Genomic DNA, 21,288 nt, shown 5'->3' with positions numbered 1-21,288 from the left:
AGTTCGGCGGCGCGCGCCAGCTCCGGGTTGTCGGGGCTCCTTGGGTACTGCTGAGTCGTGCGCGATCGCCGACCCTCGGCTGACTAGGCCGGGGTGACGTTCTCCGCCTGCGGGCCCTTCGGACCCTGGGTGACGTCGAAGTTCACGACCTGGTTCTCCTCGAGGGAGCGGAACCCGGACGCGTTGATCGCGGAGTAGTGGACGAAGACATCCGGGCCGCCGCCGTCCTGGGCGATGAAGCCGAAGCCCTTTTCAGCGTTGAACCACTTGACGGTTCCGGTAGCCATAAGCCCTCCTATGGGCCAAAGGGTTGCCCTGCTCCAGAACCTGCAAGAAGTCTGAAAACTACAAAAGCCTGCGGGTTACATGCTCCGCAGGCTCTGTACTGCAAGGGAAACCAAACTGCAACTTGCGACGAGCCTAGCACGCAGCGTCTGCGCAGCGGTAGAGGGAAAGATCACGTCACCCGGACGTTTGACGGCACCCCTTCGGCTGACGAAGCCCAGCTCGGGCGGGGGACTCCGGGGATTCCCGTCCCCCGGCGGGGAAGGTTCCGGCGGGCAGGTCTAGCCTCACGATGTGGACAGCCTTGGAGAAAGCACAGCAACCGACCTCCGTCGCAGCCGGCCGCGCGTCGGACACATCCAGTTCCTCAACTGTCTCCCCCTTTACTGGGGCCTTGCGAGGACCGGCACTCTCCTCGATCTCGAACTGACAAAGGACACGCCGGAAAAGCTCAGCGAGCGGCTGGTGCGCGGCGAGCTCGACATCGCGCCCGTCACGCTCGTGGAATTCCTGCGCAACGCCGACGATCTCGTCGCCTTCCCCGACCTGGCCGTCGGCTGCGACGGCCCGGTGATGTCCTGCGTGATCGTGTCGAAGCTGCCGCTGGACCAGCTCGACCGGGCCCGGGTGGCGCTCGGCTCGACCTCCCGCACCTCGGTGCGCCTCGCCCAGCTGCTGCTGGCCGAGCAGTACAAGGTCGCCCCCGACTACTACACGTGCCCGCCGGACCTCGGAGTCATGATGCAGGAGGCCGAAGCGGCCGTCCTCATCGGCGATGCCGCGCTGCGGGCGTCGCTGCACGATGCTCCCCGCCTCGGGCTGCAGGTCCACGACCTCGGCCGGATGTGGAAGGAGTGGACCGGGCTGCCGTTCGTCTTCGCCGTCTGGGCGGCGCGCAAGGACTACCTGGCCCGTGAGCCCGCCGTGGTGCGCAAGGTGCACGAGGCCTTCCTCGCCTCGCGGGACGTGTCCCTGGAAGAGGTCGGCAAGGTCGCGGAGCAGGCGGCCCGCTGGGAGGCGTTCGACGCGGAGCTCCTGGAGCGGTACTTCACGACGCTCGACTTCCGCTTCGGGCCCGACCAGCTGTCGGGCGTACGGGAGTTCGCCCGCAGGACCGGACCGACGACCGGCTTCCCCGCGGATGTGAAGGTCGAGCTCCTCGGCGCCTGACCGGCCCCGGTCATCAACCCCTACCCTGAGGGACGGACTGGCGCAGAACGCCGAACGGGGGAGTGCAGATGCAGCCGCTGGATCCGGACGAGCCACGCGGCATCGGCGCGTACCGGCTGCTGGGCAGGCTCGGGTCGGGCGGGATGGGGCGCGTCTATCTGGGCCGCAGCACCGGCGGGCGGACGGTCGCGGTCAAGATCGTCCACCCGCACTTCGCGCTCGACGACGAGTTCAGGGCCCGGTTCCGCCGCGAGGTGGACGCGGCACGACGGGTCGGCGGGGAGTGGACCGCGCCGGTCCTGGACGCCGGCCCCGACGCGCCGGTGCCGTGGGTGGCGACCGGCTACGTCGCGGGACCCCCGCTCTCCCAGGCGGTCGCGGAGCACGGGCCGTTGTCCGCGCACGCCGTACGGGTGCTCGGCCGCGGGCTCGCGCGGGCGCTCACCGCGGTCCATGCGCTGGGGCTCGTGCACCGGGACGTGAAGCCGTCCAACGTGCTCCTGACGCTGGAAGGCCCGCGGCTCATCGACTTCGGGATCGCCCGTGCCACCGACGGCACTGCGTCGTTGACGTCCACCGGGGTGTCCGTCGGATCGCCCGGTTACATGTCGCCCGAACAGATCCTCGGCAAGGGCGTCACCGGCGCGGCCGACATCTTCTCGCTGGGCGCGGTCCTCGCGTACGCGGCGACCGGCACGGCCCCGTTCTCCGGTGACTCCTCGGCCGCCCTGCTGTACAAGGTGGTGCACGAGGAGCCCGAACTCGGCGCGCTGGACGGTGAACTGCGGGATCTGGTGGCCGGCTGCCTGGCCAAGGACCCGGCCGGACGGCCGGGCCCCGGCGAGGTCGCGGAGCGGCTGGCCGCCGGTACGGGACAGGGGGTTGGCTGGCTGCCGGGGCCCCTGGTCGAGCAGATCAGCCGAGCGGCCGTGGAACTGCTGCACCTGGAGTCCTCGCCGGCCGACCCCGAGCCCCTTGCTGCCGGCCCCGGTTCCGGTCCCGGCTCTGCGGGGGCCGCGGGCGGCGATCCCGGTGCGTCCGGTCCCGTCGCTTTCAGCAGCCCGGCCGTCGGCGGCTTCGGACCGCCGGTCGAACCGGGGACGCCCGGGGAGGCACCGGCCCAGTGGGCGCCCCCGAAAGGTGAGCCGACCGGCACGCCGTCGCAGACGCCCGGGAACGGCATCTCGCTCTCCGCGGGCGGCGGCAGGCCCGGTCGGCGGATCAGCTGCACCGTGGCGCTGACCGTGGCGGGCGCGCTCGCCGCCGTCACCCTCGGCGGCGGTTTCCTGACCGGCCTGTGGCGCGGCGACGGCTCCGACTCGGACAAGGGCGACATGGGTGAGCAGCCTCCCGCCGCGACGGCGTCGAAGTCGCCGAGCGCGTCACCGTCCGGGCAGGTGGACGAGGTGCCCGCGGCGTTCATCGGCACCTGGTCGGGCCCGGCGGTCGAACGGACCGGGCTGCCGCACGGCACTCTCACGGTCACGTTCACCAAGGGAAGGAGGGGCGAGGACGTCGTCCGCACGACCACCTCGATCTCCGTGCTGAGCGTGTCCGTCGAATGCCACGGTGTCGGCAGGCTCGCCGCGGGCAGCACGGCACGGAAACTGCGCGTCGACGAACGCACCGATCCCGAACGGCCGGGTTCACAGGGCAAGTGCACCTCGGGCGAGGCCGAGTTGGTCTTCACGCTCGCCGAGGACGGCTCGCTGCTCTACGAGTCGAACGAGGACGCGGCGGGCAACCCGACGGCGAAGCTGACGAAGAAGACCGGCTGACGGCTGGGCACGGCCGGTCGCGAGGACGCGGGTGCCCACGGGCTGCCCACAGGCGTGGCGTAGCCTGGATCGGTCCGCAGCTCCACAGAAAAACCGCCGAAGGGTGACGCCCGGTGACCGAGAAGGCCGATCTTCAGCCCGTCCTGGACCGTGCCGCCGAAGGCGGGCGGATCACCCCGGAGGAGGCGCTCGAGCTCTACCGCTCCGCTCCTCTGCACGCCCTGGGCGAGGCGGCCGACGCCGCGCGCAAGCGCCGTTACGCCGGTACGGAGCACATCGCGACGTACATCATCGAGCGCAACATCAACTACACCAACGTGTGTGTCACCGCGTGCAAGTTCTGCGCCTTCTACGCGGCTCCGAAGGACACGGCGAAGGGCTGGACCCGCGACCTCGACGACATCCTGCGCCGCTGCGCGGAGACCGTCGAGCTCGGCGGCACGCAGATCATGTTCCAGGGTGGCCACCACCCGGACTACGGCGTCGAGTACTACGAGGAGCACTTCGCCGCCATCAAGAAGGCGTTCCCGCAGCTCGTGATCCACTCGCTCGGCGCGTCCGAGGTGGAGCACATGGCCCGGATCTCCAAGGTGTCCGTCGAGGAGGCGATCTCGCGCATCCACGCCGCCGGTCTCGACTCCTTCGCGGGTGCCGGCGCGGAGCTGCTGCCCGAGCGGCCGCGTAAGGCGATCGCGCCGCTCAAGGAATCCGGCGAGCGCTGGCTGGAGATCATGGCGATCGCGCACGGCCTGGGCGTGGAGTCCACCTCCACCATGCTGATGGGCACCGGCGAGACCAACGCCGAGCGCATCGAGCACATGCGGATGATCCGTGACGTACAGGATCGGACCGGAGGATTCCGGGCCTTCATCCCGTACACGTACCAGCCGGAGAACAACCACCTCAAGGGCCGTACCCAGGCCACGATCTTCGAGTACCTCCGGATGATCGCGATCGCCCGGCTCTTCTTCGACAACGTCGCCCACATCCAGGGCTCGTGGCTGACCACGGGCAAGGAGATCGGCCAGGTGTCGCTGCACTACGGCGCGGACGACCTCGGTTCGATCATGCTCGAGGAGAACGTCGTCTCCTCGGCCGGCGCCAAGCACCGCTCCAACCGCCAGGAGATCATCGACCTGATCCGTAAGTCGGGCCGCGTCCCCGCCCAGCGCACGACGACGTACGAGCACATCGTCGTGCACGACGACCCGGCGAACGACCCGGTCGACGAACGCGTCGTCTCACACCTCTCGTCCACCGCGATCGAGGGCGGAACGGCCCACCCCGAGCTGAAGCTGCTCCCCACCACCTGACGCGACCGTGCTGACGATCCACGTCGCCGAGGCCTCGCCCGAACTCGCCGTTCTGGTCGACGGCGCGCACATCGCCGCCGTCGGCCCGTACGAGGAACTGTCCGCCGCGCACCCGCGGGCGCGGGTGCGGCGGTGGCCCGGCATCCTCACTCCCGGGCTGCTCAACCCCTACGGGCCCGAGCTGCTCGAAGGCACCTACCACCCGGACCCGCGCGAGGCCGACGAGTTCGGCACCGAGCCGATCACCGGGGAGCGCGCGCAGGCCATCTTCCGCGCCGACAGCGCACGGCGGGGCGCCAGCGCGCGCCGCGGTGTCCAGCGGCTGCTGGCGCACGGAACGGTCGCCATCGCCGGCGAGCTGCGCGGCCGGCCCGCCCTGGACGCCGTGCGCCGGGCCGGGCTCGCCGTCGGCCGGCGCCCGGCGGTCCTGCCGGGGCCGCCGTCCTTCTCGCCGGTGCCGCTCGTCCTGCTGCCGGGGCCGGCGACGGGCGGTCCCGCCCGGTTCGCCGTGTTCGACGTGGCGGACCGGGCCGAGCTGGTGCGGCGCGGGGCCTCGACCTGTGTGGCCACCGTCCTCGGCGGCCGTCTGGTCCACCGCGCCCGCTGACCGAAGAGGCACGGCCGCGCTCCGCAAGGGCACGCCGGGCTTTGCCGGGTGATGCTGCTTGAATGGGCTGCGTGACCCGAGCCTCCCTGGAAAAGCAGCCGCACGAAGTCGCCTCGATGTTCGACGACGTGGCGGCGAAGTACGACCTCACCAACGACGTGATCTCGCTCGGCCAGGCCCGGCTGTGGCGCAAGGAGGTCGCGAAGGCGGTGGACGCCCGCCCGGCGGAGAAGGTCCTGGACCTCGCCGCGGGCACCGGCACCTCCTCGCTGCCGTTCACCGCCACCGGCGCGTACGTCGTGCCCTGCGACTTCTCGCTCGGCATGCTGCGCGAGGGCAAGAAGCGCAACCCCTGGCTGCCGCTGACCGCGGGCGACGCGACGAAGCTGCCCTTCGCCGACGACGTCTTCGACGCCGTGACGATCTCCTTCGGCCTGCGCAACGTGCAGGACACGGACGCGGGGCTGCGCGAGCTGTACCGGGTGACCAAGCCCGGCGGCCGCGTGGTGATCTGCGAGTTCTCGCACCCCACCTGGGCGCCGTTCCGGACCGTGTACGAGGAGTACCTGATGCGTGCGCTGCCGCCGGTGGCCCGCGCCGTCTCCTCCAACCCCGACGCGTACGTCTACCTCGCCGAGTCGATCCAGGGCTGGCCCGACCAGCCGGCGCTGGCGGGCCGGCTCCAGCAGGCCGGCTGGTCCAAGGTCGCCTGGCGCAACCTGACGGGCGGCATCGTGGCGCTGCACCGCGGTACCAAGCCGCGGTAGGCAGCCCGACGTGGAGCACGCAGGGATCGCCGTCGACTACCAGGCGGTCCTCGAGCAGATCGCCGACGACGTCGCCCCGCTGGTCGGCAGCGGCACCCCCGCCGCATACATCCCGGCCCTCGCCGGTGTCGACCCGGGGCGTTTCGGCATGGCCGTCGCCGACGTCGGCGGCACGGTGTACGGAGTGGGGGATTGGCAACACCCCTTCTCCGTACAGTCGATCACCAAGGTCTTCACCCTCGCGCTCGTGCTGGCCGCCGACGACGACAGCGTGTGGCAACGCGTCGGCCGCGAACCCTCCGGCAACCCGTTCAACTCGCTGGTGCAACTGGAGTACGAGAACGGGATCCCGCGCAATCCCTTCATCAACGCGGGCGCGCTCGTCGTCACCGACCGGCTCCAGACCCTGACCGGCGACGCAAGCAGTGAACTGCTGGAATTCCTGCGCCAGGAGAGCGGCAACCCGGAGCTGGCCTTCGATGCGGAGGTCGCCGAATCGGAGTCCGCGCACGGTGACCGCAACGCCGCCCTCGCCTATTTCATGGCCTCGTACGGCAACATCGGCAACCCCGTGCCGACGCTGCTCGACCACTACTTCTGGCAGTGCTCGATCGAGATGAGCTGCGCCGATCTCACGCTGGCCGCCCGCTTCCTGGCCCGGCACGGGCTGCGCGCCGACGGCTCCCGGCTGCTGACCCGCAGCGAGGCCAAGCAGATCAACGCCGTGATGCTCACCTGCGGCACCTACGACGCGGCCGGGGACTTCGCCTACCGGGTCGGACTGCCCGGCAAGAGCGGGGTCGGCGGCGGGATCGTGGCGGTTGTGCCGGGGCGCTGCACGCTGTGCGTATGGAGTCCCGGGCTGGACGCGCGCGGCAACTCGGTGGCGGGCGTGGCGGCGCTGGACCGCTTCACGACGCTGACGGGCCTCTCCGTGTTCTGATCGCAGCGTCACTTTCCGGGCGGACAGGGCGAGTTGACGGGAACCGGCCGGTGGGGAAGATGTGTCAGTTGTCTACGACAATCTCACCTGTTGTCCCCGCCTGCCGTTTCGGAGTCTCCCCATGGCGTCGTACTGCCAGCACTGCGGCACCCCATCCCCGGATGAGGCGTGCTTCTGCATGAAATGCGGGAAGGAGCGGCAGCCGGAAGGGCCGGGAGCGCCACCGGCGCAGGCTCCGCCGCCTCCTGCGGCGGTGCCGGCAGCGTCGCCGACGGCTCCACCGCCTCCTCCTGCTCCTGCGATGCCACCCCCGCCGGCCTACGGGCCGGGCCCCGCGCAGCCCTCGCCCGTCGGGGCCTTCCTCGGCCGCGTCTTCCGCGGCGACTGGCTGTCGTCCGCCAAGGCCGCGGTCTGGCCCGCCGGATTGCTGCTCGTGCTGGCGACGGCGCTGGCCGTCCCCTCGTACGGGCAGGGTGACGAGGTCGTCGTCGGCTGGAGCGACCGGCTGCGCATCGCGCTCGCCCTGCTGATGCAGGGCTTCGGCGGCGGCTTCGAACTGTCGGCGGCGGGGCCCTCGCAGTTCGGCCCCGGCGGCTCGGACTTCGACTCCGGTTACGGCTCCGACTCCGGTTACGGCTCCGACTACGGCTCTGATTACGGCTCCGGCTTCGGCTCCGGTATGGAGGACTTCGCGCAGGGAGCGGCATCGCTCTCGCTCGTACCGCTGACGGTGACCGCGCTGTGGATCGCGGCGCTCTGGCTGGGGTCGCGGATGCTGCGTGCCCGTGGCGAGGGTCTGGAAGCAGCCGTACGCGTCTCCCTGCTGGTGACGGGCGTGGTGCTGGTTCTCGGTCTGTTCGCGCAGCCCGAGATCCTGGGTGTGGAGGTCTCCTCCTCGCCCGTGCTCGCCGCGCTCGGAGCCCTGGCACTCTCGCTGGCGGTCAGCGCCGGGGTGCTCCAGCGCGACGCCCTTGCGGGACGCCTGGCGCAGCACCCCGCCGCCCTGTCGGCGGTCCGTGCCCTGGGCACGGCGGTCCGCGCACTGTGCGTGGTGGTCGCCCTCTGCTCCCTCGTCGGCTTCGTCGTGTACGCCAACACCGACGAGGTCGACGGCACGGCGCTGCTGATCGCGCTTCCGATCCTGCCCAACATCGGATTCGCCGTGCTCGGCCTGAGTTGGGGCGCACCGGTGGAGTACGACTTCCGGGGCAGCGCCGGCTCGCTCGGTTCCAGCGCTGAGGGCGGCACCGTCGGGCTCGGCGAGATCTCCGACGAGTGGGGCGGCGGCGCGGTGACCGGTGTCCTGGCGCTGGGTGTCGTGTGTGCGCTGGCCTTCGGCCTGTGGGCCGCGCGCCGCTCCGCCGACCGCCGCGAGCAGGCGCTGACGGGCGCCTTCGCGCTGGGACTCGTCCTGCTCTTCACCGGGTTGAGCGGGGTCTCCTTCGAACTGGCGGGTGGCTTCGGTTACTTCGCGGGCAGGGGCACGACAGCCGTCACCCCGAGCGTCCCGGACATGCTGCTGTTCGGTCTGCTGTGGCTGGGCGGCGCGGTGCTGCTCGGGCCGCTGCTGCTGCGCCTGGTGGGCGCCGCCCCGGCCGCGCCCGGCGTCGCGGCGTTCACTCCGCCTCCGCCTCCGCCTGGGTGGCCGGCCGCCGGGCTGCCGCCGACCGGCAGCGCCGGCTCCCACCCGTACGTGCCCACAGCCCCGGTCGCGCCTGCCGAGGCCGGCTCACCCGCAGGTCCGGGCTCGCCCGCAGACTCGGGCATGCCCGCAGGTCCGGGCTCGCCCGGGCCCGCCCCCACGCCGGAAGGCATCCCGGCCCAACCCGCGCCCACCGCCGTCGACGGCGCTGCCGCGCCCTACGCCCCCGGACCGTACGTTCCGCAGCCGCAGCCGCAGCCGCAGCCGCAGCCGGCTGCCGGCCCGTACAACGAGTCCGCCGCCCACGCCCCCGCCCCCGACGGGAGCGGCAGGCGCCGCGCCGTCGTGTGGGCCGTCACCCTCACCGTCGCGTTTGTCGTCGGCGGCGGCGCGACGGCCGGTGTGCTGGTGCTCAAGGACAGGAACGAGGAGCAGGCATCCCCTTCGCTCGAGGTCGTCGAGACGCCCGGCGGGTCCGCGGAAGCCGACGCGAAGGCGTCCTCGTCGCCCTCGCCCACCCCGCCGCCCGCCTCCACCCCGGGCCCGTCCGAGGGCGCGGCAGGCCCGTCGGCCGGCCCCGGGGGCGGCAGCACCGCACTCCCGGCCGGTTTCGCGCTCCGGCAGGACCCGGCCGGTTTCACGGTCGCGGTGATGGAGGGCTGGTCGCGCCGGCAGGCCGGCAGCCAGGTCTTCTACGAGGCCCCGACCGGAGGTGAGTACCTCCAGATCGGGATCGTCGAGAACACCCCGACGAGCGCGTACGAGAACTTCGTCGGCCTGGAGAAGAAGCACCTCGCGAACTCCAGGAGCGACTACCGGCGGGTGCGGATGGAGGAGAACACCTACCAGGGACGGCCGGGGGCGATCTGGGAGTTCACCCACATTCCCGAGCCCGACGAGAGCGACAGCAGGCGCCACATCATCGACCAGGCCTTCGTCGCGGCCGACGGCACCGAGTACGCGATTCTCGCCGCCGGCCGCGCCGACAACTGGGACGCGGCGAAGGACCAGGTGTTCTCCACCGCCCTCAGCACGTTCAAGGCAGGCTGATCGCGCCCAGCTCGAGACGGAAGCAGTACGCCTCCTGCTGGGAGGCGGTGACGAAGGTCTGGGCGTGCTCCATGCCGAGCCGCCGAGTCACGGCGATGGAGCGCTCGTTGCGCGAGTTCACCATCGCCACCACCCGCTCGACACCCGCCGTCCGTACCCGCTCCAGCGTGGTGCGGGCGGCGGCCGTCGCGTAGCCCCTGCCCCACGCGGACCGGGCCAGCCGCCAGCCGATCTCGATCTCGCCCACGGGTCCGAACGTCTCGTGCGGCCAGGGCTGGGCGCCGGTGAAGCCGATGACCTCGCCGTCCTCGTCGAGCATCGTCCAGAGGCAGAATCCGTGCTCGGCGTCGTGCTTGCGCTGCCGCGCGGTGAGCTCCTCGTACACCGACAGCTCGGCCGGCCTGCCGCCGTGGAACTCCATGACCTCCGGGTCGTCGAAGACCCGGTGCCAGGCCAGGGCGTCCTCGTCGGTGGGGACGCGCAGCTGTATCACGGGAAGCGGCCTGCTGCTCATGGACGGAGCCCTTCGGTCGGTTGATCGGTACGTCACCATAGACTGAACGCGTCCTGTGCCGTTCGGTACGCGATATCGCAGCGCAACATCGAATCGAATCTTCGGGAGAAGCCGCCGTGACCGAAGCCCTCACCGAGCACACTGCCGATGTGATCGTCGTCGGGGCAGGCCCGGCCGGCTCCACCACCGCGTACTACCTGGCCAAGGCCGGCCTGGACGTACTGCTGTTGGAGAAGACCGCTTTCCCGCGCGAGAAGGTCTGCGGCGACGGTCTGACCCCGCGCGCCACCAAGCAGCTGGTCTCCATGGGGATCGACATCTCGGAGGAGGCCGGCTGGCTGCGCAACAAGGGCCTGCGGATCATCGGCGGCGGTGTGCGGCTCCAGCTCGACTGGCCGGATCTCGCCTCGTTCCCCGACTACGGCCTCGTGCGCAAGCGCGACGACTTCGACGAGCAGTTGGCGCGGCAGGCGCAGAAGGCGGGCGCCCGGCTGTACGAGCGGTGCAACGTCGGCGCGCCCGTCATCGACGACCGCACCGGCCGGATCACCGGCGTGCACGCCAAGCTCGGCGAGGAGAAGACCCCGGTCACCTTCCACGCCCCGCTCGTCGTCGCCGCGGACGGCAACTCCTCCCGTATCTCCCTCGCCATGGGTCTGCACCGGCGCGAGGACCGCCCCATGGGCGTCGCGGTCCGTACGTACTTCACCTCCCCCCGCCACGACGACGACTACCTGGAGTCGTGGCTGGAGCTGTGGGACCGGCGCGGTCCGGGCGAGGACCGGTTGCTGCCCGGCTACGGCTGGATCTTCGGCATGGGCGACGGCACGTCCAACGTCGGCCTCGGCGTCCTCAACACCTCCGCCTCCTTCAAGGAGCTGGACTGGCGCGAGGTCCTCAAGGCCTGGTGCGCGTCGATGCCCGAGGACTGGGGCTACACCGACGAGAACATGACCGGCCCGATCCGCGGGGCGGCGCTGCCCATGGCGTTCAACCGCCAGCCGCACTACACCAAGGGCCTGCTGCTCGTCGGCGACGCGGGCGGCCTGGTCAACCCGTTCAACGGCGAGGGCATCGCCTACGCCATGGAGTCCGGCCAGATCGCCGCCGACGTCATCGTCCAGGCGCACGCCCGCCAGACCCCCGCCCAGCGCGAACTGGCCCTGCACCGCTACCCGAAGGTCCTCAAGGACACCTACGGCGGCTACTACACACTGGGCCGAGCGTTCGTGAAGCTGATCGGCAACCCGAAGGTCATGAAGATCGCGACGCAGCGCGGTCTGACCCACCCGATGCTGATGAAGTTCACGCTCAAGATGCTGGCCAACCTGACCGACCCGTCGGGCGGCGACGCGATGGACCGCATCATCAACGGCCTCTCGAAGGTGGCACCGAAGGCATGAAGCCCGACCGGATCACCGCCGGGCTCCCGGGCGGTGTGGTGCTGCGCCTCGTGTCACCCGGCGACGCCGAGGCGCTGTGCGCGGCATACGTGGCGAACCGGGAGCATCTCGCTCCCTGGGAGCCCCGCCGCCCCGACGACTTCTTCACCGCCGAAGGCCAGGCCCACCGCCTCGGCGAACGGCTGCGTGAGTACGAGGGCGGCCGTCAGGTGCCCTGGCTGCTCGAGGCCGCCGACGGCCGGGTCGTGGGAACGATGACGCTCAGCGGCATCGTCCTGGGCCCGTTCTGCAGCGCCTACCTGGGCTACTGGACGGCCGCCGACCACCAGGGCCGTGGCTTGGCCACCGCGGCCGTACGGCAGGTGTGCGGCTTGGCCGGGGAGCATCTGGGCCTGCACCGCATCGAGGCCAGCACGCTGACCGACAACGTCCGCTCGCAGCGGGTGCTCCAACGGTGCGGCTTCGAGCCCATCGGTATGGCGCCGCGCTACCTGCACATCGACGGCGAGTGGCGCGATCACAGCCTGTTCCAGCGGATCCTGCACGACGGTCATCCGCGCCCCTGACGGCCGGCCGATGCCCGGCCGGCCCCGCGCGGATCAGACGGCGTGGGTGACGCGGAGTTTCGACTGCCCGTGCGGCAGCAGCTCCCAGTCGTCCATGAAGCGGGCCACGAGACCGTGCTTCGCGGCCAGCCGGGTCAGCGTTTCCGTGCGGTAGTAGAAGTCCTCGCCCAGTACCTGGTGCTCACGCGTCTCCGTGCGGTCGTAGGTGAAATCGAAGAAGCCGCCGGGCGCCAGCACCCGTCCGACGTTTGCGAGGCACTCGTCGATGACCTCCAGCGGCGAGTGCGAGAAGACGCTGTGCGCGTGCACGACCGTGAACGACGCGTCGGGCAGGAAGTCCAGCGTCAGGTTCTCCACGGGGGTCAGATACGGCAGCTTGTGCTGGAGGCCGTAGCGGACGAGGGTCTTCTTGGCCTCGACGAGGATGTCCGGCGAGATGTCGATCCCGTAGTAGTGGCCGGGCTCCAGATGGTCGATGAACCGCCACCCGGCCCGAAGGTTGCCGCAGCCGATCTCCAGCATCCGGTCCTGCGGCCGCAGCCCGTGCTCCTGCAGATAGTCGAACTGCATCCGGCCGATGGCGAGCCAGCGGTCGTGCGACGGCCCGCCGCCCACCGCGGCCTCCGGACTCTTCGCGGTGTCCGACGCCATCACCGCCCGGTAGTAGGCGACGTGCCCGCCGCGGTGGCGCAGCCGCAGCCAGCCGTCCCGTCCCGCGCGCCGCAGATAGGGCAGTACGCGACGGGGGTGCCGCAGTGCGTACCGCACCTTGTGGCCCAGCCGGGAACGGTTCGTCGACAGGCGGGATGCGGGTGTGTGGTGCATGACGGCCTCCGTGCCATCCGTGGGCTGCCCCTCTCGGATGCTAACCACGTACGGCACGGTCCGCCCGGTTCAGGCGCCTCGGCGGCCGGCGCGGCGGTGCCAGGAGCCGCCGGCACAGCGTGCCGGAACGGCGAAGGGCCGCCGCTCCCCCCGAGGGAGCGACGGCCCTTCCAGGCACTGAGGGGACGTCAGAGGACGCGCACGGCGCCGCTCGCCGGGTAACCGGAGAGGTCCTGGATGACAACGCCCTTGCTGGGGTTGGCGGCGTCCAGGTACTGGCCGTTACCGATGTAGACACCCGTGTGGTACGCGGAGCCGGCGCCGCCCCAGTACAGGATGTCGCCGACCTGCAGGTTGGACGTGCCGACCTGGGTACCGGCCAGGGACTGGTCCTGCGAGACACGCGGGAGGTCGATGCCGACGGTGCGGTAGGCGGCCTGGACGAGGCTGGAGCAGTCCCAGGCGTTGGGGCCGGTGGCGCCCATGATGTACGCGTCGCCGAGCTGGGCCTTGAGGAAGGAGACGACGGCGCCGGCCGAACCGCTCGCGGGGGTGCTGGTGGAGCTGTAGGCGGAGAGCGAGGTGCGCTCGGAGTCGCGGGAGGCGCGCTCCTTGGCGGCGGCCTCGGCGCGCTTCTTCGCCTCTTCCTTCTCCTTGGCCTCCGCCTCGCGGTCCGCCTCGGCCTTGGCCTTCTTGGCGGCCTTCGCGGCCTTGGCCGCGGCGGCGTCCTGCTGGGCCTGGAGCTGCGCCTGGGCCTCGAGGTCGAGGGCGACCTGCTGGGTGGCCTCGGCGGACTGCGCGACCGCGCCCGCGGCGTCGGCGGTGAGAAGGGGCATCTCGATGGTCTCGGTCACCGGCTCGGCATTCGCCGGCCCGGCGGCACCTGCCACCGCGATGGTGCTGAGGAAGCCACCGGCAACTCCGGCGCGTATCGCCATTTTCGAGGCGCTGCGGCGGGGCTTCCGGTGGCTGGGTATGTGAGCGGTGTGGGACATGAGTACAACCGCTATCAGGGCTTCACGGTTCCCTTCAAGAAACGTGTGTTGCGCCACAGTTGCGACCGGAAGCTGTGAATCCGCTCTGGATGGCCCCTTATTGACGCCGTAACGGGCAAAGCGGACAACCATGATCAACGCTGTGATCATTGGCTTTCAGTAAAAGGTCCGAATTGCCGGAGGCTTACCATCCCTTTACGTCGTTGGCCAAGCCCGCTTTTGTTGAACTCTTGAGTGAGTGGCGCAGGTCACAGAATGGTCAACGTCCCGCCGTCCGGGAGCTCCTGAATGCGCGCACGCGTCCACCCCGATCCGCCGGATCCCCCTGTCGAGCGACCCGGAGTCCAATATCACCCGATGCGGTCCATCTCCAATTTGCACGGATGGGCCGTGACTTGGTAGGGCGCGACCGCCCCGACCAGCGGTAACGGCTCCAGATGTCACGTCTGGTGATCACCCGGGAGCTTCGCGTATGAAGATCACCGCTCATCCGACTTCATGATCCTTCGTCGGGTGGTGGAGATCACAAACTCGATCATCGACCCCGTGTCGCAGATCACAGACCGACAGGCATAGGATGCGGGGCAGTCGGGCTTGTGAACTGCCTCACATGTGCACGATCTTCGAGCGTGATCTTGGGGGTCGGCACGGCCTTCGAGGCGGCGAGACGGTTGCCCGGTGCGGTCCAACGGTCAAGGACGACTGGAAGGAGCGAGGAGGGTGAATGCTTACGCGCCCATCCTTGTGCTCGGCGCCCTCGGGGCAGGGTTTGCGATCTTCTCCGTGGTCATGGCCACGCTTATCGGCCCCAAGCGGTACAACCGGGCAAAGCTCGAAGCGTACGAGTGCGGCATCGAGCCCACTCCCACGCCCGCCGGAGGCGGTCGCTTCCCGATCAAGTACTACCTGACGGCGATGCTCTTCATCATTTTCGACATCGAGATCGTCTTCCTCTATCCCTGGGCCGTCACCTTCGACGCCCTGGGGATCTTCGGGCTCGTGGAGATGCTGCTCTTCGTGCTCACCGTCTTCGTCGCCTACGCGTATGTATGGCGGCGCGGCGGCCTGGAATGGGACTGAGGGGCTGAGGGGCACACCATGGGACTCGAAGAGAAACTGCCGAGCGGTTTCCTGCTGACCACCGTCGAACAGGCCTCGGGCTGGGTGCGCAAGTCATCCGTCTTCCCCGCGACCTTCGGCCTGGCCTGCTGCGCCATCGAGATGATGACGACCGGTGCCGGCCGGTACGACCTGGCCCGCTTCGGCATGGAGGTCTTCCGCGGCTCGCCGCGCCAGGCCGACCTGATGATCGTGGCCGGGCGGGTGAGCCAGAAGATGGCGCCCGTCCTGCGCCAGGTCTACGACCAGATGCCCAACCCCAAGTGGGTCATTTCCATGGGGGTTTGCGCGTCATCGGGCGGAATGTTCAACAATTACGCCATTGTGCAGGGCGTTGATCACGTCGTCCCCGTCGACATCTATCTGCCGGGCTGCCCACCGCGCCCCGAGATGCTGATGGACGCGATTCTCAAGCTCCATCAGAAGATCCAGAGCTCCAAGCTCGGCGTGAACGCGGAGGAAGCGGCCCGCGAGGCGGAGGAGGCGGCCCTCAAGGCGCTCCCGACGATCGAGATGAAGGGGCTGCTGCGATGACGGACCAGCCGAATCCCGAGAAGGAACTCTCCGAGCAGAATCTCCCCGGCCAGCGCGGTGACCACGGCGAGGAGATCCGTGTCCAGCGCGGCATGTTCGGCGCCAACGACGGAGGGGATACGTCCGGTTACGGTGGGCTCGTACGCTCCGTACGCCTGCCGGGCCCCTCGTCCCGCCCCTACGGCGGGTACTTCGACGAGGTCGCCGACGAGCTCGAGGGCGCACTCGAGGAGCAGGGGCTCCTCCCGGAGAACGCCATCGACAAGACGGTCGTCGACCGCGGAGAACTGACCTTCCACATCGCGCGCGAACACCTGACACAGGTGGCGAGGACCCTCCGCGACGACCCGGCGCTGCGCTTCGAGCTGTGCACCGGTGTCAGCGGGGTGCACTATCCGCACGACAAGGGCCGCGAGCTGCACGCCGTCTACCACCTGCGCTCGCTCACCCACGGCCGGCTGATCCGGCTCGAGGTCTCCGCCCCGGACCGTGATCCGCACATCCCGTCCCTGGTCGCCGTCTATCCGACCAACGACTGGCACGAGCGCGAGACCTACGACTTCTTCGGGCTCGTCTTCGACGGCCACCCCGCCCTCACCCGGATCATGATGCCGGACGACTGGCAGGGCTTCCCGCAGCGGAAGGACTATCCGCTCGGCGGTATCGCCGTCGAGTACAAGGGCGCCCAGATCCCGGCTCCGGACCAGCGGAGGTCGTACTCGTGACAACCCCACCCGCAAGCTCCCACCCGTCTCCCGACCACCGCCCCTCATCGGGTCCCTCCGGGACGCTGAGTTCTTCGCGAGAAACCACCGAGGGGACCGTCTACACGGTCACCGGCGGCGACTGGGACGAGGTCGTCCAGTCCGCGGCCAAGGCCGACGACCAGCGCATCGTCGTCAACATGGGTCCGCAGCACCCCTCCACCCACGGCGTGCTCCGTCTGATCCTCGAGATCGACGGCGAGACCGTCACCGAGGCCCGCTGCGGCATCGGCTACCTCCACACGGGCATCGAGAAGAACCTCGAGTACCGGACCTGGACCCAGGGCACCACCTTCGTCACGCGCATGGATTACCTGACGCCGTTCTTCAACGAGACGGCGTACTGCCTGGGCGTGGAGCGGCTGCTCGGCATCGAGGACCAGATCCCGGACCGGGCGACGATCATCCGCGTCCTGCTGATGGAGCTCAACCGGCTCTCGTCGCACCTCGTGTGCATCGCCACCGGCGGCATGGAGCTCGGCGCCACGACGATCATGATCTACGGATTCCGTGATCGTGAACTGATTCTCGACATCTACGAACTGATCACCGGCCTGCGCATGAACCACGCGTACATCAGGCCCGGCGGCCTCGCTCAGGACCTGCCGCCCGGCGCGATGGACCAGCTCCGCGAGTTCGTGAAGACCATGAAGAAGAACCTGCCGGAGTACGACAAGCTCGCCACCGGCAACCCGATCTTCAAGGCCCGTATGCAGGACGTCGGCTACCTGGACCTCACCGGCTGCATGGCGCTCGGCGCGACCGGACCGATCCTGCGCTCCACGGGCCTCGCCCACGACCTGCGCAAGACCGACCCGTACTGCGGCTACGAGACGTACGACTTCGACGTCCCGACCGCCGACACCTGCGACTCCTACGGCAGGTTCCTCGTCCGCCTCGAGGAGATGCGCCAGTCGCTGCGGATCGTCGAGCAGTGCCTGGACCGGCTCGAGCCGGGCCCGGTGATGGTCGCCGACAAGAAGATCGCCTGGCCCGCCCAGCTCGCCCTCGGCGCCGACGGTCTCGGCAACTCCCTGGACCACATCAAGAAGATCATGGGCACCTCCATGGAGGCCCTGATCCACCACTTCAAGCTGGTCACCGAGGGCTTCAGGGTGCCGGCCGGACAGGCGTACGCCGCGGTCGAGTCGCCCAAGGGCGAACTCGGCGTCCATGTCGTCTCCGACGGCGGCACCCGCCCCTTCCGGGTCCACTTCCGCGACCCGTCGTTCACCAACCTGCAGGCCATGGCGGCCATGTGCGAAGGCGGCCAGGTCGCCGACGTCATCGTCGCCGTCGCGTCCATCGACCCCGTGATGGGAGGCGTCGACCGATGACCGACGTCAGCTTGGGGATGCCGCAGCTCCCCGCACCCGACTACCCGGCCGAGGTGCGCGCCGGGCTCGAGACGGACGCCAAGGAGATCATCGCCCGCTACCCCGACAGCCGGTCCGCCCTGCTGCCGCTGCTGCACCTCGTGCAGTCGCAGGAGGGCTACGTCTCCCGTACGGGCATGCAGTTCTGCGCGGACATGCTCGGCCTGACCACGGCCGAGGTCACCGCCGTCGCCACCTTCTACACCATGTACCGGCGCAAGCCCTCCGGTGAGTACCAGGTCGGCGTCTGCACCAACACGCTGTGCGCGGTCATGGGCGGCGACGCGATCTTCGAGGAGCTCAAGGAGCACCTCGGCGTCGGCAACAACGAGACCACCGAGGACGGCAAGGTCACGCTCGAGCACATCGAGTGCAACGCCGCCTGCGACTTCGCGCCCGTGGTGATGGTCAACTGGGAGTTCTTCGACAACCAGACGCCCGAGTCCGCGAAGCAGCTCGTCGACGACCTGCGGGCCGGCCAACCGGTCGCTCCCACCCGCGGCGCGCCACTGTGCTCGTACAAGGAGACGGCCCGCATCCTGGCCGGCTTCCCCGACGAGCGCGCCGGTGCCGTCGAGGCCACCGGCGGTGCCGGCCCCGCCTCGCTGATCGGACTCAAGCTCGCCAAGGGCGAGGCCACCCCCGCCCGCGTGGTCCACCCGCGCGGCGAGCCTCCCAAGGACCGTCCGCAGCCCGGCTCCGAGCACCTCAGCTCGCACGACGCACCGCAGAAGACCTCGGCGTCCGACCCGGAGAACCCGGCCGGACCTGTGGCCGAGGAGGGGGAGTGATGACCGTGTCCACCGAGTACGGAGGCGGCTCCCGGCCGGAGGTCGGGGGAGGGACGGGCCCGGAGAAGCTGCTTGCTCCCGTGCTCTCCGCCTTCTGGGACGAACCGGAGTCGTGGACGCTCGCGACCTACCGCCGGCACGAGGGCTACGAGGGTCTGCGCAAGGCACTCGCCATGTCCCCCGACGATCTGATCGCCTATGTGAAGGACTCGGGCCTGCGCGGCCGCGGCGGCGCGGGCTTCCCCACCGGGATGAAGTGGCAGTTCATCCCGCAGGGCGACGGCAAGCCCCACTACCTCGTGGTCAACGCCGACGAGTCGGAGCCCGGGACCTGCAAGGACATCCCGCTCCTGTTCGCGAACCCGCACTCCCTCATCGAGGGGATCGTGATCGCCTGCTACGCGATCCGCTCCAACCACGCCTTCATCTATCTGCGCGGTGAAGTCGTCCCCGTGCTGCGGCGCCTGCACGAGGCCGTACGCGAAGCCTACGAAGCGGGCTTCGTCGGCAAGGACATCCTCGGCAGCGGACTCGACCTCGACATCACCGTGCACGCGGGCGCGGGCGCGTACATCTGCGGTGAGGAGACCGCGCTGCTGGACTCCCTGGAGGGCCGCCGTGGCCAGCCCCGGCTCAGGCCCCCCTTCCCCGCGGTCGCCGGTCTGTACGCGTGCCCCACTGTGGTGAACAACGTCGAGTCCATCGCGTCCGTTCCCGCGATCCTGAACAAGGGCAAGGACTGGTTCAAGTCGATGGGCAGCGAGAAGTCCCCGGGCTTCACGCTCTACTCGCTCTCCGGTCATGTCGCGAGCCCCGGCCAGTACGAGGCGCCGCTCGGCATCACACTGCGCCAGCTGCTCGACATGAGCGGCGGCATGCGGCCGGGCCACCGGCTCAAGTTCTGGACACCGGGCGGTTCCTCGACCCCGATGTTCACCGACGAGCATCTCGACGTCCCGCTGGACTACGAGGGTGTGGGCGCCGCCGGGTCGATGCTCGGCACCAAGGCGCTGCAGTGCTTCGACGAGACCACCTGCGTCGTGCGGGCCGTCACCCGCTGGACCGAGTTCTACGCGCACGAGTCCTGCGGCAAGTGCACACCGTGCCGTGAGGGCACGTACTGGCTCGTCCAGTTGCTCCGCGACATCGAGGCGGGCAAGGGCGTCATGTCCGACCTCGACAAGCTGAACGACATCGCCGACAACATCAACGGCAAGTCGTTCTGCGCCCTCGGCGACGGTGCCGCATCGCCGATCTTCTCCTCGCTCAAGTACTTCCGCGACGAGTACGAGCAGCACATCACCGGCGGCGGCTGCCCCTTCGACCCGGCCAGGTCGACGGCCTGGGCCGACCGACACATCACGGAGGTGTCCGCATGAGTCCGGCGCACGCGCTCGGCACCGGCCGCGGCTTCGCCGCAGGCCGTCCTGCGGGCGAAGTCCTGCAGATCCCGCGGTTCCACGGGGAGGTGCGGCCATGACGGTCACCACGTCCGGTTCCGCCGCCGCGGGCGGCAACGCCGCGCGGCCGCCCGAGGACCTCGTCTCGCTGACGATCGACGGCGTCGAGATCTCCGTCCCCAAGGGGACGCTGGTCATCCGGGCCGCCGAGCAGCTCGGCATCGAGATCCCGCGCTTCTGCGACCATCCGCTCCTCGACCCCGTCGGCGCCTGCCGCCAGTGCATCGTCGAGGTCGAGGGACAGCGCAAGCCGATGGCGTCCTGCACCATCACCTGCACCGACGGCATGGTCGTCAGGTCGCAACTCACCTCGCCCGTCGCCGAGAAGGCGCAGAAGGGCGTGATGGAGCTGCTGCTGATCAACCATCCGCTGGACTGCCCCGTCTGCGACAAGGGCGGCGAGTGCCCGCTGCAGAACCAGGCCGTCTCGCACGGTCAGGCCGACTCCCGCTTCGAGGGGAAGAAGCGCACCTACGAGAAGCCGGTGCCGATCTCGACGCAGGTGCTGCTCGACCGTGAGCGCTGCGTGCTGTGCGCGCGCTGCACCCGGTTCTCCAACCAGGTCGCGGGCGACCCGATGATCGAGCTGCTGGAGCGCGGTGCGCTGCAGCAGGTCGGCACCGGCGAGGGCGATCCCTTCGAGTCGTACTTCTCCGGCAACACCATCCAGATCTGCCCGGTGGGCGCGCTGACCTCGGCCGCGTACCGCTTCCGTTCCCGCCCGTTCGACCTGGTCTCCTCGCCGAGCGTGTGCGAGCACTGCTCCGGTGGCTGCGCCACTCGCACCGACCACCGCCGCGGCAAGGTCATGCGGCGGCTGGCCGCCGAGGACCCCGAGGTCAACGAGGAGTGGATCTGCGACAAGGGCCGCTTCGGCTTCCGCTACGCCCAGCAGCGCGACCGCCTCACCACACCGCTGGTCCGCAACGAGCAGGGTGTGCTCGAGCCGGCGAGCTGGCCGGAAGCGCTGGAGGCCGCGGCGCGCGGTCTGGTCAGGGGCCGCACGGGCGTCCTGACCGGCGGCCGGCTGACCGTCGAGGACGCCTACGCGTACGCCAAGTTCGCCCGGGTCGCCCTCGACACCAACGACATCGACTTCCGTGCCCGCGTGCACTCCGCGGAGGAAGCCGACTTCCTCGCCGCCCGGGTCGCAGGGCAAGGCAGGGACCTGTCCGGTACCGGAGTCACCTTCACCGCACTGGAGAAGGCCCCCGCGGTACTGCTCGCCGGCTTCGAGTCGGAGGAGGAGGCACCGGGCGTCTTCCTGCGGCTGCGCAAGGCCCACCGCAAGGCCATCCTGCCGCGAACGCGGCAACCCAACTCAGCACGATCTCCCAGCCGGGATGAATTTCGGCATGCCGAAATTCATTTCGAAAGCTCGATTAT

Annotated in this window: 20 protein-coding genes; 16 read left to right on the top strand and 4 right to left on the bottom strand. The window is 70.1% G+C overall.

Annotated features, from left to right (window positions below; translation table 11 throughout):
• Window positions 1-83 precede the first annotated feature (83 nt).
• Window positions 84-287 (bottom strand): cold-shock protein, encoded by a 204-nt coding sequence (locus ABZ070_RS22980; RefSeq protein ID WP_003967102.1) that lies wholly within the window; start codon window positions 285-287, stop codon window positions 84-86.
• Window positions 288-579: 292 nt separating this feature from the next.
• On the opposite strand from ABZ070_RS22980, the gene ABZ070_RS22975 reads away from it, so the two are divergent.
• From ABZ070_RS22975 to ABZ070_RS22945, 7 genes are all read left to right on the top strand, one after another.
• Window positions 580-1,455, top strand: a complete 876-nt coding sequence (locus ABZ070_RS22975; protein WP_356636722.1) for a menaquinone biosynthesis protein — start codon at window positions 580-582, stop codon at window positions 1,453-1,455.
• Window positions 1,456-1,523: 68 nt separating this feature from the next.
• Window positions 1,524-3,233, top strand: coding sequence for a serine/threonine-protein kinase (locus ABZ070_RS22970; protein WP_356636720.1), 1,710 nt, complete (start codon window positions 1,524-1,526; stop codon window positions 3,231-3,233).
• 113 nt (window positions 3,234-3,346) lie between these two features.
• A complete protein-coding gene (gene mqnC, locus ABZ070_RS22965) occupies window positions 3,347-4,546 on the top strand; it encodes a cyclic dehypoxanthinyl futalosine synthase (protein ID WP_356636718.1) in 1,200 nt (399 codons plus the stop codon).
• 7 nt (window positions 4,547-4,553) lie between these two features.
• On the top strand, window positions 4,554-5,153 hold the full coding sequence (locus ABZ070_RS22960; protein ID WP_356636716.1) for a hypothetical protein: 600 nt from the start codon (window positions 4,554-4,556) through the stop codon (window positions 5,151-5,153).
• Between the two features lie 71 nt (window positions 5,154-5,224).
• Window positions 5,225-5,920 (top strand): demethylmenaquinone methyltransferase, encoded by a 696-nt coding sequence (locus tag ABZ070_RS22955; RefSeq protein ID WP_356636714.1) that lies wholly within the window; start codon window positions 5,225-5,227, stop codon window positions 5,918-5,920.
• Between the two features lie 10 nt (window positions 5,921-5,930).
• Complete coding sequence (locus ABZ070_RS22950) at window positions 5,931-6,863, top strand: glutaminase (protein ID WP_356636712.1); 933 nt, start codon at window positions 5,931-5,933, stop codon at window positions 6,861-6,863.
• 301 nt (window positions 6,864-7,164) lie between these two features.
• Entirely contained in the window at window positions 7,165-9,555 is a 2,391-nt protein-coding gene (locus ABZ070_RS22945; RefSeq protein ID WP_356636710.1) for a hypothetical protein, read from the top strand.
• Here ABZ070_RS22945 and ABZ070_RS22940 read toward each other — a convergent pair.
• Entirely contained in the window at window positions 9,542-10,069 is a 528-nt protein-coding gene (locus ABZ070_RS22940) for a GNAT family N-acetyltransferase (protein ID WP_356636708.1), read from the bottom strand. The two genes, ABZ070_RS22945 and ABZ070_RS22940, sit on opposite strands and share 14 nt — an antisense overlap.
• Before the next feature lie 116 nt (window positions 10,070-10,185).
• Between ABZ070_RS22940 and ABZ070_RS22935 the strand changes: the two genes are divergently transcribed.
• Both ABZ070_RS22935 and ABZ070_RS22930 read left to right on the top strand, forming a co-directional pair.
• Entirely contained in the window at window positions 10,186-11,472 is a 1,287-nt protein-coding gene (locus ABZ070_RS22935; RefSeq protein WP_356636706.1) for a geranylgeranyl reductase family protein, read from the top strand.
• On the top strand, window positions 11,469-12,038 hold the full coding sequence (locus ABZ070_RS22930; protein WP_356636704.1) for a GNAT family protein: 570 nt from the start codon (window positions 11,469-11,471) through the stop codon (window positions 12,036-12,038). The genes ABZ070_RS22935 and ABZ070_RS22930 overlap by 4 nt, the downstream gene beginning before the upstream one ends.
• A gap of 33 nt (window positions 12,039-12,071) precedes the next feature.
• Here the strand turns inward: ABZ070_RS22930 and ABZ070_RS22925 are convergent, their stop codons facing one another.
• A complete protein-coding gene (locus ABZ070_RS22925; RefSeq protein WP_356636702.1) occupies window positions 12,072-12,863 on the bottom strand; it encodes a class I SAM-dependent methyltransferase in 792 nt (263 codons plus the stop codon).
• Between the two features lie 188 nt (window positions 12,864-13,051).
• Window positions 13,052-13,858, bottom strand: a complete 807-nt coding sequence (locus ABZ070_RS22920; protein ID WP_356636700.1) for a C40 family peptidase — start codon at window positions 13,856-13,858, stop codon at window positions 13,052-13,054.
• Window positions 13,859-14,578: 720 nt separating this feature from the next.
• Here ABZ070_RS22920 and ABZ070_RS22915 point away from each other — a divergent pair.
• From ABZ070_RS22915 to ABZ070_RS22885, 7 genes are all read left to right on the top strand, one after another.
• Window positions 14,579-14,938 (top strand): NADH-quinone oxidoreductase subunit A, encoded by a 360-nt coding sequence (locus ABZ070_RS22915; protein ID WP_003974383.1) that lies wholly within the window; start codon window positions 14,579-14,581, stop codon window positions 14,936-14,938.
• Between the two features lie 18 nt (window positions 14,939-14,956).
• Entirely contained in the window at window positions 14,957-15,511 is a 555-nt protein-coding gene (locus ABZ070_RS22910) for an NADH-quinone oxidoreductase subunit B family protein (protein WP_356636698.1), read from the top strand.
• Window positions 15,508-16,236: an NADH-quinone oxidoreductase subunit C gene (locus tag ABZ070_RS22905; protein ID WP_356636696.1), complete on the top strand. Its 729-nt coding sequence runs from the start codon at window positions 15,508-15,510 to the stop codon at window positions 16,234-16,236. Before ABZ070_RS22910 ends, ABZ070_RS22905 begins: the two co-directional genes overlap by 4 nt.
• A gap of 65 nt (window positions 16,237-16,301) precedes the next feature.
• On the top strand, window positions 16,302-17,612 hold the full coding sequence (locus ABZ070_RS22900) for an NADH-quinone oxidoreductase subunit D (protein ID WP_356636726.1): 1,311 nt from the start codon (window positions 16,302-16,304) through the stop codon (window positions 17,610-17,612).
• Between the two features lie 17 nt (window positions 17,613-17,629).
• Window positions 17,630-18,442 carry an NADH-quinone oxidoreductase subunit NuoE gene (gene nuoE, locus ABZ070_RS22895; RefSeq protein ID WP_356636724.1) on the top strand — a complete coding sequence of 271 codons (813 nt, stop codon included), beginning with the start codon at window positions 17,630-17,632 and terminating at the stop codon, window positions 18,440-18,442.
• Window positions 18,442-19,821: an NADH-quinone oxidoreductase subunit NuoF gene (gene nuoF / locus ABZ070_RS22890; RefSeq protein WP_356636694.1), complete on the top strand. Its 1,380-nt coding sequence runs from the start codon at window positions 18,442-18,444 to the stop codon at window positions 19,819-19,821. The genes nuoE and nuoF overlap by 1 nt, the downstream gene beginning before the upstream one ends.
• Before the next feature lie 97 nt (window positions 19,822-19,918).
• The coding region (locus ABZ070_RS22885; protein WP_356636692.1) for an NADH-quinone oxidoreductase subunit G at window positions 19,919-21,288 on the top strand (1,370 nt) is incomplete at its 3' end.

Source organism: Streptomyces sp. NPDC006283 (genome assembly GCF_040613325.1).
In the GTDB taxonomy this organism is placed as follows: domain Bacteria; phylum Actinomycetota; class Actinomycetes; order Streptomycetales; family Streptomycetaceae; genus Streptomyces.
This window is presented reverse-complemented; position numbering and strand designations above follow the sequence as displayed.